The following is a 15,989-nucleotide window of genomic DNA, read 5'->3' on the forward strand; positions in this document are numbered from 1 at the left end:
AACGGCCGGGGGGGACGATCGACGGGGGAAGCGGCGAAGCGTGAAGACCCTTGCCATGATACTCGCCGGCGGTACGGGGCGCGAGCTTTCCGTCCTGACGCGGCACCGGGCGAAGACGGCACTCCCGTTCGGGGGACGTTACCGCATCATCGACTTCTGCCTGAGCAACTGCGTCCGTTCCGGGGTAAACGATATCGCCGTCCTGGCGCAGTACAAGCCGAAATCCCTCATCGACCATATCAGGATGGGAAAGCCGTGGGATCTCGACCGCCGTACCGGCGGGGTCTTCATTCACCAGCCCACGTACTACGGCGAGGCCACCCAGTGGTATCTCGGCACGGCCGACGCCCTCTTCCAGAATATCGAGACGATCTACGAATCGGACGCCGACGTCATTCTCGTCCTCTCCGGCGACCAGGTCTACCTCATGGATTACGGGGATCTCGTCGAGAGCCATCGGCGATCGGGACGGCCGGCCACTCTCGTCTGCAAGAAGATCAGCCCGAGCCAGGGAGGCCGATTCGGGATGGTGCGGCGATCGGGCCACGGATTGATCACCGAGTTCCGCGAGAAGCCGCGCTCGGCGAGCTTCCGGTACGCCTCGCTCGGCATCTACGCGTTCGACCGGCGGTTCCTGCTCGATGCGCTCGGCCCCGACAAGACCGACATCGTATTCGACATACTCATGCCCCTCGTCGACCAGGGAGGCGTCACGGGGCACGATTTCGACGGATACTGGGAGGACGTCGGATCGGTGGGGAGCTATTACCGGGCATCGATGCGCCTGCTCGGCGATCGTTCGATGCTCTTCGAGACCGGACGGGACGTCTTCACGAGAGTGGAGGATCTGCCTCCCGCCCGCTTCGCCAGGTCGTCGGCGGTGGCCGGTTCGATCATGGCGAACGGGTGCGACATCAAGGGAGCGGTCAGGAACAGCATCCTCTTTCCGGGCGCCCGCATCGGTCGCAACGCCGTGGTCGAGGACAGCATCGTCTTTTCCTTCGCCAGCATCGGTGTCGGCGCGGTGGTGAAGCGGTCGATCATCGACAAGCACGTGCGCATCGGGACGGGGGCGAGCGTTGGAGTCGTGGCGGAATCGGCGCCGGGCGCCGTTTCCCTCGAGACGACGGGAACGGAGAAATCGCCGGCGAAGGGGATCGCACTGATCGGCAAATCGGCGCGCATCGCCGCGGGCGTCCGTATCCCCGCCGGCTTCGCAGTCGAGCCGCGGGTGAACATCCGGGAGAGGAAACGATGAGCGGGACGGCGGCCTTCATCCTCGCGGGCGGCGTCGGCAAGCGGCTGAGTCTCCTCACCCGGTTCCGCGCGAAACCGGCCGTTCCCTTCGCGGGGCGCTACCGCATCATCGATTTCACCCTGACGAACTGCGTGCACTCGGGAATCACTGATGTCTACGTCCTCACGCAGTACATCTCCCGATCCCTGGTCCGGCACCTCGGGATCGGGCGTCCATGGGACCTCGACCGGCTCACCGGCGGCCTGCACGTCCTGCACCCGCACCTGGGACCGCAGGCGGCCGACTGGTACCAGGGAACGGCGGACGCCATCTTCCAGAATCTCGCGGTCCTCGATGACATCGCGAGCGACCAGATACTCATACTCTCAGGGGATCACGTCTACCGTTCGGATTATGGCGATTTCATCCGTTTCCACCGCGAGTCGGGAAAGCCGGCCTCCGTCGGCGTCGTGGAAGTCGAACCGGCCCTCTGCAGGGAATTCGGCATCGCGACAGTCGACGGAGGAGGGCTGATCACCCGTTTCGAGGAGAAACCGGAGAAGACGGAGGGGAATCTCGCGTCGATGGGCATCTACGTCTTCGACCGCCGTTTCCTCGTGCAGACCCTCCGCGAACTCAAGAAGCGGTTCGACAATCTCGATTTCGGGAAGCACGTCGTTCCGCATCTCGTCAGGCGCAGGCTCGTCTCGGCATGGCGGTACGGCGGGTACTGGCTCGACATCGGCACGCTCGGCGCGTACTACCGGGCGAGCCTGGACCTTCTCGGAAACCGGTCACGGCTCGGCCTGTACAGGGATCGCAGGCCCGTTCTCACCGTCTCGGACGACCGGCCGCCGCTCCTCGTGCACCGGAGCGCGCGCGTGTCGCGTTCGCTCGTCTGCAACGGGTGCGTCGTCAGGGGGGAGGTCGAGAATTCGATTCTCTCGCCGGGGGTCGTCGTCGAGAAGGGGGCGCGCGTGAGCAACTCGATCCTCTTCCACGGCACGACGATCCGCGGCGGCGCGGAGATCCGGAACGCGATCGTCGACAAGCACTGCGTCGTCGGACGGGGAGCGAAGGTCGGCGCTGGCGATCACTCCGTTCCCAACGAGCTCCAGCCGGAATACCTGGATTTCGGCCTGACGATCGTCGGGAGGAAGACGATCATCCCCGGCGGGTCGACGATCGGCACGAACTGCCTCGTGTGCGGTCCGATGAGGGGTGGCGCGGTTCCGCGTCTCGCGCTCGACGACGGCAATTGCCACATGGACGGCGAGGCGTGATCAGTCGACGTCGGTCCAGATGGTTATCCGGTCCCCCGGATAGATGCGGTTCTTCCTGATATTCGTATTCCACGCGAGGATATCGGATATGCGCGCGCGGTAGCGGCGGCAGATCGAGGTAAGCGTCTCGCCGCTCGCCACGACGTGCACGACGCGTTTCTTTCCCGAGACGGGGGGGGGAGCGTCGCCGTCCTCGGCCGCGCCGGGAGGAAGCGCCGCGTCGGGCGCTACGTAGACGACGAGCCGGTCGCCCGGATGGATCGTCGAGGACCACCGGAGATCGTTCCACGAGCGGAGACGGCTCAAACCCACGTGGAATCGTTCGGCGATCTCGCTGAGCGTGTCATGATCGCGGACGGTGTAGACGATTTTCCGCCGGCCCTCGGGGGCCGCGTACCGTTTCACCCGGATACGGTCGGGAAGGTCGGGGGCGCTGCGCCAGGCCGGCTCCTCGCTTGACGAAACGGCGGGTTCGGCGTCGCGCACGGGGATGAGAAGGACCGAGCCCTCCCGGATGCGGTGCACGTTCGTGATCCCGTTCAGCTTCTTCAGCTCGCGGATGGAGATCTCGTACGTCGCCGCGATGCGCGAGAGCGCCTCTCCGCGCTTCACGCGGTGCCGGTGCCAGGATACTCGCTCGCCGGGGGGAATGCCGGCGAGGGCCGCGGCGACGTCGGGTCCGGAACCGCGGGGCACCTTCAGGTCGATAACCGAATTGGGCGGCGTGGCCCAGCGCTTGAGCGCCGGGTTGAGGTTCTTGATGCGCATCACGGTGCACCCGGCCGCCTTCGCGATGAGCCGGAGGTCGGTGGACTGGTCGACCGTGACGAGATCGAACTCGAGCGGTTCGCCCGAGGGCTCGTCGAAGCCGTAGGCCGACGGGTTGCGCCCGATCGCGAGAGCGGCCATGTACTTCGGCACGAACCAGCGCGTCTGGCTGGGAAGGCGGAGCTTCCAGTAATCTTCCGTCTTCTGCCGCGATACGGCATGGGCGACGCGGTATTCGCCCGCGTTGTAGGAGGCGAGGGCGAGTTGCCACGAGCCGAAGAGGCCGTGGAGGTGTTTCAGGTAATGGGCCGCCGCGTAGGTGGAGGCCACGATGTCCATGCGCTCGTCGATCCACCAGTCGACCCGCAGGCCGAAGAGGCGCGCCGTACCGGACATGAATTGCCAGGGACCGGTCGCCTTGACGTTGGAACGGGCGGAGAGGTTGAGGCCGCTCTCGATCACGGCGAGGTAGAGGAGGTCGCGCGGGACCCCGACCTCGACGAGGATCGGCTCGATGATGTCCCGGTAGACCGCCGTCCGATCGAGCCAGAGACGGAAATGCCGACGGCCCCTGCCCTGGAAGTACTTCAGCATCTGCTCGGTGCGCCAGTTGAGGACGATCTCTATCTCGTCCTCGACGACGTGCCGGCTCGCGATGGAATCGAGTGCCGCGAGGGTGTGGTTGCGCCATTCGCGGTCGAGTTCCTCCTGCCTGACACGCTGCAGCAAACACTTCGTCCAGTCGGACAGCGTATCGAGATGATCGCAGACGAAGGCATCCGGGGCGGTCGATTTCATGTCGTCGATGGAGACGACGAGCTCCTCGCCGAGGAGGATCGACGATTCGAGGTCCCCGAGGTAATAGTAGGCAGCCGTCTCGTCGTACCGTTCGTGGAGGTGGAGCAGCTGCGGGTACAGCATGTACATCTCCGCCTCGCTCCCGGGGACGCCGTCGACGGCGGGATCGGGGATCCGACCCGTTCCGGCGACGCATCCCATGAGGAGAGCGGCGGCGACGACGGCCGGCAGGAGACGTGTCGATATGAAATTCGCGTACCGCATCAAGAGGCAATATATGCGAAATCCATGCCCGGTTCAAGTGCGCCGAGGAAGAGGACGCAGGCTTTTGGTGGAAACGGACGGCTCGGATGAGGTATAATGAAACTGGTACGTTACATACGGACACGCCGTGGGCGGAATCCCCACGCCGCTGGGAAGAAGGACATGCATCCTGGGTTTGCGAAAGATTACTCGTACCTTCTTTCACGGATCATACCCAGACATCTCCTCTCCTCGAAACGCCTGGACGGGGTCCTCAGGGTCCTTTCCGGGGGCGGGAGGACGGAGATGCTCAGGGAGGCCTTCCTCTCGATGGAGGAGCTCTCCCGGAAGGGCGTGTTTCGTCGAAAGGACTTCGATCGCCGTCCAAACGGCGTGAGCATCACCTACCGGCAGGTCGGGAAACCGGCCGGCGTGACGCTCGAGATGACCGGGCGTGAATGGGAGGAGATCAGCGGGGAGCGGCGCGTCGCCGAGGGGATACTGCCTTCCGTCCTCGCGGGGATCATCTCCTCGCTGTCGATCGACAGCGCGCCCGGGAGCATCGCGATCCGGCTCGAGGAGCTGATCGCGCTCGCCGGGCACGTGCATCGCGGAGCCACCGGGCATCTCGTCCTCGTTACCGAGGAGGAGGTTCCGCCGGAGCGCGACAGCGTCGGCGTCCGCTGGGCGACGCCGGGAGACCTGTCGAAGAGCGGGCTCTACGGGCCGGTCATGCGGACCGGCAAGCGGCACCGGCTCCACCGCTTCTCGCGGGAGGCGGAAGCCTTTCCCGGCCCGAGCCTGTTCCGCGTCCTTCCCGGCACGGAATCGATCATCCTCGTCCCCCTCTACGAGGAGACCCGCATGCGGGGGATCCTCGAGGTGCATCTTCCCGACCGCGACACGCCGGGGAACGACACGATATTCAATCTCGCCATCCTCGGACGCGGCGTTCTCGCGGTCCTCGCCAACCACGATTCGCTCGAGAAGATGGTCTCGATCGACTCCCTCACCCGCGTGCACAACCGCAATTCGTACGAGGCGCAGGTGAGGCTCGAGATAGAGCGTGCCCAGCGGGACAGGAAGGAACTCGCCTTCCTCATGATCGACATAGACGATTTCAAGCGGGTCAACGACGTGCACGGCCACGAGGCGGGAGACCGGATCCTTCGCCTCGTCGCGCAGGCGATGAAACGGCACCTGCGGAAGATCGATCTCCTCTTCCGGTACGGGGGCGAGGAGTTCATCGCCCTGCTGCCGGGGGCGGGCAGGGAACCGGCGGCGAGGACCGCCGAACGCGTCCGCGAGGTCGTCGCCGAACTCGGCGTCGATCTCGACGAAGGAGAACGCGTGTCGGTCACGATCAGCGTCGGCGGTTGCATCTACCCGGTGGATGCGCAGGACGAGTCGGAACTGTTCCGCAAGGCCGACAAGGCGATGTACATATCGAAGAGCGGCGGCAAGGACCGCGTGACGTTCTACGACGGCGGGGGGGAAGCGAACGACATGACCGGCTGAGACGGCGCGACGGGACGGTCCGGGGTGGTGGCGGATGACGACGATGTGGTGGACCGTTTTTCTGTGTCTGGGGCTCTTGCGCCCGCAGGGCGGCGGCGCCGTACTCGCGGGGATACTCGCCTTCATCGTCGCGGCGGGCTGGTGTCTCCGGTTCGCCGGCACCGCTCGGGCGGGCGGTCGGCCGGGAACGGACGTCGCCCGTCGGCGATGGCGGCGAGCCGCGACGACGGCTGCGGCGGGCATCGTTCTCATGGGGGCGGGCGCCTCGATCCGCGGAGAGGTCGAAGAGGGTTCCGCGGGGCAGCACGTCGCCATCGTCGATCGCATCGCCGCTCGCGCACGGGCGCGATGCGATCGGGGCGTTCTGTCGCCGACCGCCCGGGCCTTTATCCGGGCGCTGCTGCTCGCCGATCGCGGCGCCCTGCCGCCGGAAACGATCGAACGATACCGGTATCTCGGCCTGTCGCACCTTCTGGCCCTGAGCGGACTTCATCTCGGCGTCGTCCTGATCGGTGTCGGGGCCGCGTTCGCCGCATCGGGGATCTCGCGGCGATCGAGAGAGGCGGCGACGGCCTCCGCGGCGCTCATCTACGCCGCCGCCGCTCGATTTCCGCCATCGCTCGTCCGTGCGCTCCTTCTCGGCGGTGTCGCGATTCTCCGGCGAAGCGCGGGACTCGCGCCGTCGCTCGAAAACTCCCTGTGGCTCTGCGTGCTCGCGGCGGCCGTCGTCGTTCCCCGGAGCCTCGCGACCCTCTCCTTCGCATTGTCGGCATCGGCCGTGGCGGCGATCGCCTTCCTGGCGATTCCCGCCATGAACCGGTTCGGGGGACGGCGGGGAGGGGCGAGGGGTGTCGCCCGAGCCATCGTCTGCGCCCTCACGCTCTCGGCGTCCATTCTCGCCGGGACGCTACCCGTGATTGCCCTGATATTCGGGCGCGTCCCGCTCGTATCGCCGCTGGCGACCCTGGTCGCGATGATACCGGTGACGCTCTATCTGTATGTAGGAATGGCGTATATACTGTTTCCTTCGAGTTGTCTGCCAGCGTTGGCAGCCCTCGCCGAACCGCTCGCGTTCCTGCTCGAAAAGCTGCCGGCCGCAATGTGCCGCCTTCCCTGCCCGGCCATCTACCGGGGGACATTCGCCCTGCCGGCATACGTCGCCGGACTCGGGCTTCTCTGCGTTTCCCTCGGCTCGCCGGGGCGGCGCGGCCGGCTGTCGACGGCGGCGGCGCTTCTCGCCGTCTCCTTCCTGTGCGGAGGGGGGGACGCAGTTCGCGGACCATCGGTCGAACGTATCGACGGGCGGGCGTGTCTCGTCGAGGACGGAGAAAGGATCCTCATCGTCGAGACGGTATTCCGGGCGAACGACGCGCAACGGATCGTCTCGGGACTGTGGCGACGCGGCGTCGGAGCGGTCGATCTGCTCGTCGTGCTCCAGGGCGACGGGCGTGGAGCGGCGGCGGCCGGGCGTATCGCGTCGCGTCTCGGCGTCGGCCGTATCGTGCTCAGTCCGTACGCACTCGTCGGCGCCGAGAGCGATCGATGGCGAGCGACGGTCATCGCGGACGGCCGGGCCGCGACCATCGTCGTCGGCGACCTCGAGGCGCTGATCGGCGCCGTTCCGTTCCCGCCCCGTCCGGGTTGTCCCGTCGGTGAGGCCCGCGCCCGTCTCACCCTCTCGGTGCGGTCCGTCGGGGAGGGGCGCATCGTCTATCCCGCGGAACGGGAGCGCTGAAAGCCGCTTGACGCACCCGGTCCATGACGGTACAATCGCCTCGTACCGGAGTCGCGAATCTCCACCGCACAACGCCGGATCGTCGAGCGGGGGCGGTCGCACCGGTCTTTGGACCGATGCCCGCGCCGGCGCGATCGATGGAAGGAGCCGCATGAAGCCCATACGAATCGCCGTTTTGGCATCCGGCCGCGGGAGCAATTTCGAGGCGCTCGCGCTTGCGGCGGACGGCGAGAACGTTCCTGCAGGAATCCATCTTCTCGTCGTCGACAATCCCGAAGCGGAGGCGCTCCGCATTGCCGGGGAACGGGGCATCGAGGCGGCGGTCGTCGATTGCGGCCCGCGGAAGGGCTCGATGTCGCCCGAGTCCAGCGAGAAGATCTTCGAACTCTGCCGGGCGCAGGAGATCGATCTCGTCTGCCTCGCCGGGTTCATGCGCGTCGTGAAGGGACGGCTCCTCGATGAGTACGCGGGGAGGATGATGAACATCCACCCGGCGCTTCTCCCGAGTTTCCCGGGATTGAACGGACAGCGGCAGGCGCTCGAATACGGCGTCAGGTATTCGGGTTGCACGGTCCACTTCGTCGACTCGGGCGTCGATACCGGTCCGGTCATCGTCCAGCGCGTCGTGCCCGTACTCGATTCGGACGACGAGGAGAGGCTCAGCGCCCGCATCCTCGTCGAGGAACACGCGGCCTACCCGGAAGCGGTGAGATTGTACGCGACGGGAAGACTCCGCGTCGACGGAAGGAGAGTGAAGATACTCGATGAAGAATGAGGGTGACCGGGAGAGGTACGCCGATCTGCCAGGCGTTCGTCCGTCGTACCGCGGCAAAGTACGGGACGTCTACGGGATCGGCGACACGCTGATCGTCGTGGCGACCGACAGGATCTCGGCCTACGATTCCGTCCTTCCCACGCCGATCACGGGAAAGGGGATCATTTTGAACATGATCTCCGCCGCATGGTTCCGGCATTTCGCCGACGTGCCCAACCATCTCCTCTCGACCGAGCCTGCGGATTTCCCGCCCCCGTTCGACCGGTTCGCCGGGGAGCTGGGAGGCAGGTCGATGCTCGTCCGGAAGGCGGAACGGATCGATCTCGAGTGCATCGTCCGAGGATACATCACGGGATCGGGGTGGAGGGAATATTCCGCGACCGGTGCAATCTGCGGCATCGATCTTCCCCCGGGGCTCCTTCTCTCGCAGAAGCTCGATGAGCCGATATTCACGCCGTCGACGAAGGCGGACGAGGGGCATGACGAGAACATCTCGGTTGAACGGGCGGCCGACATCGTCGGGAGGGAGACGGTCGACCGCATCCGCGACCTCAGCCTGTCGCTCTACGCGCGCGCGGCCGATCACGCCGCGACGCGGGGGATCATCATCGCCGACACGAAGTTCGAATTCGGCGTGATCGACGGCGAGATCGCGCTGATCGACGAGGCCCTCACGCCGGACTCGTCTCGGTTCTGGCTCGCGGAGGAATACGGAGAGGGCCGTCCGCAGGAGAGCCTCGACAAGCAGTTCGTCCGCGACTGGCTGGATGAAAGCGGTTGGGACCATACGCCGCCGGCGCCCGAGTTGCCGGACGAGATAGTCGCGAAAACGGCGGACAGGTACCGCATGGCCGCCGAACGGCTCTTTCCTGGCATCGATATCGAAAGGTACCTATGAACAGAAGGATCGAACGGGCGTTGATGAGCGTCACGGACAAGACCGGCGTCGTCGAGTTCGCGCGAGAGCTCGCCTCGCGGGGCGTCGAGATCGTCGCATCGGGCGGCACGGCGCGGGCGATCGCCGGAGCGGGGATCGCCGTCACGGAGATCAGCGATCTCACCGGATTCCCCGAATGCATGGACGGGCGTGTCAAGACCCTCCATCCGAAGGTGCACGGCGGGATCCTCGCGGACCGCGACAGGGAAGCGCACCTCGAACAGGCCGCCGAACTGGGGATCGCACTGATCGACCTCGTGGCCGTCAACCTCTACCGGTTCCGGGAGGCCTCGTCCGATCCGACGCTCTCGGAGCGGGAGATCGTGGAACAGATCGATATCGGGGGCCCCACGCTCATCCGTTCCGCCGCGAAGAATTTCCACTCCGTCGCCGTCGTCGTCGACCCCGGGGATTACGGGGCCGTCATCGCGGAGATGGACGGGAACGGCGATTCGCTCACCCTCGAGACGCGGCGTCGTTTCTCCTCGAAGGCGTTCCATCACACCGCATCCTATGACGCGGCGATCTCGCGCTGGTACGACGAGCGCGAAGAGGACGGGGATCTTCCCGGACAGCTCGTCACGGTCTACACGAAGATCCGCCCGCTGCGGTACGGCGAGAATCCGCACCAGGCGGCCGCGCTCTACCGGCAGGACCCGCCGGTCGGCCGGTTCCACGAGTTCGTGCAATACCAGGGCAAGGAATTGTCCTACAACAACATCCAGGACACCTGGGCCGCCTTCAGGCTTGCCAGGGATCTCGGCCCCGGGGGTTGCGCCGTGATGAAACACGCGAATCCGTGCGGCGCGGCAGTGTGCGCGACGCCGTGGGAGAGCTTCGTCAGGGCCAGGAAGACCGATCCGGTGTCGGCGTTCGGGTCGATCGTCGCGGTGAACGGCGAGATCGACGGCCGTCTCGCCGATGCGTCGAAGGAGGGGTTCGTCGAGGTCCTCATCGCCCGCGGCTATACCGACGAGGCGCGGGAATCCCTGCGGAAGAAGAAGAATCTCCGCCTGCTGGCGCTTTGCGACGAGGAATGGGAGCGCGATCTCGCCGGGCTCGTCACGAGCGAGGCGGGCCCCCTTCTCCTCGTGCAGGAACGGGACGAGGGGTTCCCGGAACTCGACGACTGGCGGCTGGCGACCTCGCGCGCGCCCTCTCCGGACGAAACGAAGGCGATGCGGCTCGCGTGGGTCGTCGCGAAGCACGTGAAGTCGAACGCCATAGTCATCTGCGACCGCGAAGGCACGGTGGGCGTCGGCGCGGGGCAGATGAGCAGGGTCGATTCATGCATGATCGCCGTGGACAAGGCCCGCCGGGAGGGATTGGAGATCGAGGGGTGCTCTGCGGGCTCGGATGCCTTCTTCCCCTTCCCCGACGGACCCGAGACGCTCGCCCGCGCGGGAGTCAGGTGCATCGTCCAGCCGGGCGGCTCGATGCGCGACGAGGAGGTCGTCGCCGCGGCCGAAAAGCTCGGCCTCACGATGGTCATGACGGGAAGACGGCACTTCAGACACTAGGAGAGGGACGTGAAGGAACGCGACTGGGACGGCGCATCGATCGTCATTCTCGATTTCGGATCGCAGTACACGCAACTGATCGCGCGGCGGATACGCGCGGCGCACGTCTTCTCCGTGATCCTCCCCAACGACGCGTCGATCGAGGAGATCCGCGCCGAGAAACCGGTCGGGATCGTCCTCTCGGGCGGGCCGGCAAGCGTCATCGCGGACGGGTCCCCCGGTCTCGAAGCGGACATCTTCTCGCTCGGCCTTCCCGTCCTGGGCATCTGCTACGGCATGCAGCTCATCTCCCGCGACCGGGGCTCGACGATCGAGCGCGCCGAGCACCGCGAATACGGACACACGATGATCGAGGCCGAGACGTCCAACGACCTCTTCCACGGCACGCCCGCGTCCCAGCGCGTCTGGATGAGCCACGGCGACCGGGTGAAGACCCTTCCACGCGGGTTCCGCGCGATCGCCTCGTCGGAGGGGTGTCCCCTCGCCGCCGTCGTCGACGACCGCGGCGGTATCTACGGGCTGCAGTTCCATCCCGAGGTCTTCCACACCGAGCACGGCGACCGGATCCTCGGGAATTTCCTCTTCCGCATCTGCGGCGCCGAACCGTCCTGGTCGTCGGCGAGCTTCGTCGAGCGCGAAATCGAGAAGATCCGCGAGAAGGTCGGAACGGGGCGCGTCCTCTGCGCGGTGAGCGGCGGGGTCGACAGCTCGGTGATGGCCGTGCTCGTCGACCGGGCGATCGGGGCGGGACTCTGCCCCGTCTTCGTCGACAACGGTCTTCTCAGGGAGGGGGAGGTCGACGAGGTGCGCGAGCTGTTTTCGCATTACATCACCGGAGAGGCCGTGATCGTCGACGCGGCAGACGAATTCCTCTCCCGTCTCGACGGCCTGACCGACGCCGAGGAGAAGCGGAAGGCGATCGGCAAGTGCTTCATCGACGTCTTCGAGGAGCAGAGCAGGATCCACGGGCCCTTCGATTTCCTGGCCCAGGGCACCCTCTACCCGGACGTGATCGAGAGCTGTTCGACCGTCGGACCGTCGGCGACGATCAAGTCGCACCACAACGTCGGTGGGCTTCCCGAGGAGCTCGGTTTCGAGCTCGTCGAGCCGCTCGCCCTCCTCTTCAAGGACGAGGTGAGGGAGGTGGGACGTTTTCTCGGCCTTCCGGAGAAGCAGATCGGCAGGCATCCCTTCCCGGGACCGGGGCTCGGCGTCCGCGTGCCGGGGGCGGTCTGCCGCGAAGACCTCGACCTGCTGAGAAAAGTCGACCGGATCTTCATCGACGCCCTCAAGCGCGAAAAGCTCTACGACGAGGTCTGGCAGGCGTTCGCCGTTCTTCTGCCCGTCAAGAGCGTCGGGGTGATGGGAGACGAACGCACCTACCAGCGGGCCGCCGCGCTGCGTGCCGTCACCAGTACCGACGGCATGACGGCCGACTGGGCGAGGCTGCCGTACGATTTCCTGCAGAACGTCGCCAGCGAGATCATCAACCGCGTCGACGGCGTCAACCGTGTCGTCTACGATATCAGCTCGAAACCGCCGAGCACGATCGAGTGGGAATGACACGCCCCTGTTTCCCGGGCGGGGCGGCGTCGCGGCGCATCGTTTCCCCATGAGAAGACGAATCGGCATTCCGGCGCTCATCTGCGCGGCCTTCTGCTGCGCCTCGGCCGTCATGGCGTTCCCGCCGGCGGAGGGCCGCCGAAACGAGCGCGTCTGGAATGCCGAATACCGCGAGGCGGCGACGGCGATGCCGTCCGATGATCCCGGCCGTGCGGCGATGCTGATGATGGCGGGGGAGTACGCGGAGGCGATCGCCGCGGGAGCGGGCATCGATCCCCTCGCCCGGGCCGTGGCGCTGGCGAAGCTCGAACGCTGGCGCGAGGCGCTCGACGCCCTCGAAAAACCGCGAAACAATCCCCTCCTCGAGCGGTATCGGCTCTACTGGCGGGCCCGCGCGTGCGGGGCGCTCGGATTGCGCTCCGAGGCGGCAGCGGCGTGCGCAACCTACACCGCCGTCGAGGGCGTCTCCTCGCCGTGGCTCGACGGCCGGTTGCTCGACGTCGTCTCCGAGGTCCTGCCCGGCTCATGGGACCGTCTTGCCGGCCGCCTCCCGCTGGCGGCCCCGTCGGCGCGCACGCTGGCCCACGTGGCGGCCGCGCTTCTCGACGGGAGGGATCTCGCGGGAAGCGCCGATCTGGCGGCGGCGGCGGGGCGAGCCGGCATGCCTCCGGCCGATCGGGAAACCGCCGGGATGCTCTGCGTCGATTCCCTCCTCCTTCGACTCGATCTCGATGACCTCGGATCGCTCGTCGAACTCGCCCTCGGCGCCCGAAACGAGGAGGCCGCCTTCGCGGCGGCCGGGATGGCCCGGGACCGGTTCGGCGCGCAGGGGCGGCTCCTCGAAGCCCGCGTATTCGAGCGCACGGGATCGCCGAAGACGGCACGGCGCATCTATGCGCGCCTCCACCATTCGCGCGAGGCGGTGGCGGTGAAGCGGGACGCGCTGATCCGGATGGCCGCGATCGCGCTGAGACTCGGCGATCACGATGCGGCGTCCCTCTACCGGACATTCGGCATGTATTACCCGGACGATCCTCGAAGCGCCGGGGCGCTCGACACGTCAGCACGGATCGAGATCGCGCGCAACCGTCCGCTCCGCGCGATCCGACTCTTCGCCGAGCTCCGGGGTCGGGCGCCCGGATCGTACACGGCCGGGGAGGCCGCGATCGCCGAAGCGGTCCTGCTGGCAGGCCGGGGTGACGGAAAGGAGGCGGAGCGGGTCCTGCTCGACGTGCTCGAACGCGGCGACCGCAGGCTCGAAGCTCCCGCACTCTACTGGCTCGGACGAGCGGCCGGGAGCGATCGGGGGGCGGAATGGAGGCGCCGCCTGGTGGAGCGCCACCCCTCCTCCGCGTACGCCCTGCTCGCCGCCGGGCAGCCAGGCATGCTCATCGTGCCGGAAGAGCCTTCCGACCCCGCTGAGCGCATCGCATCGATCGCGTCGGCGGAGCACGAGGCATTCGAGGTCTTCGCCGCGTCGGCCGGGCCGACGGAGGAGATGCTCGCCGATCCGGTCTACGGCGCGTGGAGATTTGCGCTGAACGAGGGTCTCGCGGACGAGGCGGCGGAGATCGGCGAGGCGCTCCTCGAGGCGCACGGCGGCGACGAGGCGGCGCGTATCGTGATCTACCGGGAAGCGCGTTCCGCCGGACTCGTTCCGCTCGCGCTCCGGGCCGCGGCTGGGATCGACGCCCGGCGGCGGGGAAGAAACGGCGTCCTTTGGCCCGTCGCGTACGCGGAGGCGGTGACGGAAGCGGCGGCGGCCTTCAACTTGCCGCCGGAGCTGATTCTCGCCGTCGCGCGGGAGGAGAGCCTTTTCGACCGGAACGCCGTCTCCTCCGCCGGCGCGATGGGTCTCATGCAGCTCATGCCCGCGACGGCCGCGTGGATCGGCGGAAAGACGGGGGCGGGGGAGTCGGGCGGGGAACGATTGGTCGACCCGGTCTTCTCTCTTCGTGCCGGGGCGTGGTACCTCCGGTTCCTTCTCGACCGGGGCGACGATTCGATCGTCTCCGCGGCAGCCGCCTACAACGCGGGACACGGAAAAATGCGGGATTGGCGTAAAACTTTCATTCCCTCTCATGACCCCATGGCCGCCGTCGAGATGATCGGCGTCGCCGAGACGCGCCGGTACGTGCGCCGCGTGCTCGACGCATGGGCGGCATACCGGGGCGCTTCGGCCGGAAAGAGAGACGGATGAAGGTCAGACAGCTCCTGTTCCTCTTCATGGCGAGTCTTTTCCTGTTCCCCCTGGCGATCGGCGGGGAGCGGGAGAAGACGCTCGTCGAGCCCCCGTGGAACCATTGTCTCGGAATCGATCGCGTCGGGCAATTCCTTCTCGGCGTCTATACGGGGACGCGCGAGCGCTTCGACGACCCGCGCGGAATCCACTGCGTCAAGCTGATCTCGGAGGACGATACCTCCTCCGGGCGGGACGATGACGAATTGACGGTCTTCGGCTGCGATCGCGGGCAAAACAGTATCATATTCAACCGGGGCATGCGGTCGATAGGGATCGCCGGGGCCGCGGGGGAGACACGGTTCTCGCGACCGACGGACGTCGCCGGAAGCGACAGCGGCGACGTCTTCGTCGCCGATACGGGAAACGACCGCATCGTTCGTTTCCGGTACGAGGACGGGCAGCTCCGCCTGTCGCGCGTGTACACCGGCGCGGGAGGGGTGCCGTTCCGCGGACCCGAGGGAATCGCCTACAGCGGAGGGGCGGTATGGGTTGCCGACACGGGAAACGACCGCGTGTCGGTCTTCCTGCCCGACGGCACCGATATCGCGACGATCGGCCCGGCGCTCGATCGGGGGAGGCTCGACGGCCCGACCGGCATCGACGTGCTTTCCGAGGGCGATCCGTGGGTCTATTATGCCGACTATTTCGCGGCGGTCATCGACAGCTCCGGCCGTCGTCTCCGGCTCGTCGCCGCGGACGGACGGGTAGGCGCGATCTCGATGTACGGCGATCTTCCACGGGGCGACGGTCGTTTCGAGGACCTGGCGATCGACTACTACGGAAACGTCTGGGTGACGGACCCGCCCGCCGGTGTCCTGAGGAAGTTCGACCGGCACCTCGGATACATCGTCGCGGTCGGCGGATCGCGCAAGGGGCGCATCCACTTCGACGAACCGCGCGGCATAGCCATAAACCGCCGCTTCGGACAGGTGTTCGTCTCCGAGCGCGGCGGCGCGAGGTACCGGTGGATCGGCGTGGACGTGTTCGATCTCCGGGCCGACGGCCCCGCGTTCGCCGCGGACTCGAACCGCTTCGCCGTGAACGTCTCCTTCCTGTTGACCGAGCACGCTTCGATCGACTGCCGTGTCGAGGATGAACGGGGACGGCTCGTCGCGACCCTCCTCGACGGGCATCTTCTTCCCGGCGGACGTTTCACGAGACGGATCGAGGCCAACTGCGCATCGGACGGTCCGCGTGCAAAATGCATGATGCGCGTGGTCGTCGAAGCGCGACCCACCTATGCCTCGGCCGGGTTTCTCGTCGTCGAACGCACCGCGGTCGTCTCCGAAACGGCGCGGGGAATCGGCGAAACCCTTTCCGAGAAAGCCGGTTGCACTTCCGCGGCTCCCCGCTGAACCATTCCGAACGAT

11 protein-coding genes are annotated in these 15,989 nt (G+C 67.0%); 10 read left to right on the forward strand and 1 reads right to left on the reverse strand.

From position 1 onward, the window contains the following. The first annotated feature begins 40 nt into the window (after positions 1–40). Together JW876_08820 and JW876_08825 are read left to right on the forward strand one after the other, a co-directional pair. Complete coding sequence (locus JW876_08820) at positions 41–1,258, forward strand: glucose-1-phosphate adenylyltransferase (GenBank protein ID MBN1885609.1); 1,218 nt, start codon at positions 41–43, stop codon at positions 1,256–1,258. Then, positions 1,255–2,520, forward strand: a complete 1,266-nt coding sequence (locus JW876_08825; protein MBN1885610.1) for a glucose-1-phosphate adenylyltransferase — start codon at positions 1,255–1,257, stop codon at positions 2,518–2,520. The genes JW876_08820 and JW876_08825 overlap by 4 nt, the downstream gene beginning before the upstream one ends. Here JW876_08825 and JW876_08830 read toward each other — a convergent pair whose 3' ends face one another. Continuing rightward, positions 2,521–4,353 carry a LysM peptidoglycan-binding domain-containing protein gene (locus tag JW876_08830; protein ID MBN1885611.1) on the reverse strand — a complete coding sequence of 611 codons (1,833 nt, stop codon included), beginning with the start codon at positions 4,351–4,353 and terminating at the stop codon, positions 2,521–2,523. Positions 4,354–4,512: 159 nt separating this feature from the next. On the opposite strand from JW876_08830, the gene JW876_08835 reads away from it, so the two are divergent. The 8 genes from JW876_08835 to JW876_08870 all read left to right on the forward strand — a co-directional run bounded on the left by JW876_08835 (position 4,513) and on the right by JW876_08870 (position 15,974). After that, positions 4,513–5,847 (forward strand): GGDEF domain-containing protein, encoded by a 1,335-nt coding sequence (locus JW876_08835; GenBank protein MBN1885612.1) that lies wholly within the window; start codon positions 4,513–4,515, stop codon positions 5,845–5,847. 34 nt (positions 5,848–5,881) lie between these two features. Continuing rightward, positions 5,882–7,582 carry a ComEC/Rec2 family competence protein gene (locus tag JW876_08840; GenBank protein MBN1885613.1) on the forward strand — a complete coding sequence of 567 codons (1,701 nt, stop codon included), beginning with the start codon at positions 5,882–5,884 and terminating at the stop codon, positions 7,580–7,582. A gap of 151 nt (positions 7,583–7,733) precedes the next feature. Further along, positions 7,734–8,357 (forward strand): phosphoribosylglycinamide formyltransferase, encoded by a 624-nt coding sequence (locus tag JW876_08845; GenBank protein ID MBN1885614.1) that lies wholly within the window; start codon positions 7,734–7,736, stop codon positions 8,355–8,357. After that, positions 8,347–9,255, forward strand: coding sequence for a phosphoribosylaminoimidazolesuccinocarboxamide synthase (locus JW876_08850; protein MBN1885615.1), 909 nt, complete (start codon positions 8,347–8,349; stop codon positions 9,253–9,255). Before JW876_08845 ends, JW876_08850 begins: the two co-directional genes overlap by 11 nt. Next, positions 9,252–10,814 carry a bifunctional phosphoribosylaminoimidazolecarboxamide formyltransferase/IMP cyclohydrolase gene (gene purH, locus JW876_08855; GenBank protein ID MBN1885616.1) on the forward strand — a complete coding sequence of 521 codons (1,563 nt, stop codon included), beginning with the start codon at positions 9,252–9,254 and terminating at the stop codon, positions 10,812–10,814. Before JW876_08850 ends, purH begins: the two co-directional genes overlap by 4 nt. Before the next feature lie 9 nt (positions 10,815–10,823). Next, positions 10,824–12,377, forward strand: coding sequence for a glutamine-hydrolyzing GMP synthase (guaA, locus tag JW876_08860; GenBank protein MBN1885617.1), 1,554 nt, complete (start codon positions 10,824–10,826; stop codon positions 12,375–12,377). A gap of 49 nt (positions 12,378–12,426) precedes the next feature. Continuing rightward, positions 12,427–14,577, forward strand: coding sequence for a lytic transglycosylase domain-containing protein (locus JW876_08865; protein ID MBN1885618.1), 2,151 nt, complete (start codon positions 12,427–12,429; stop codon positions 14,575–14,577). Continuing rightward, positions 14,574–15,974, forward strand: coding sequence for an NHL repeat-containing protein (locus JW876_08870; protein MBN1885619.1), 1,401 nt, complete (start codon positions 14,574–14,576; stop codon positions 15,972–15,974). Before JW876_08865 ends, JW876_08870 begins: the two co-directional genes overlap by 4 nt. The last annotated feature ends 15 nt before the right edge of the window (positions 15,975–15,989 follow it).

Source organism: Candidatus Krumholzibacteriota bacterium, from assembly GCA_016931295.1.
GTDB lineage: Bacteria > Krumholzibacteriota > Krumholzibacteriia > Krumholzibacteriales > Krumholzibacteriaceae > JAFGEZ01.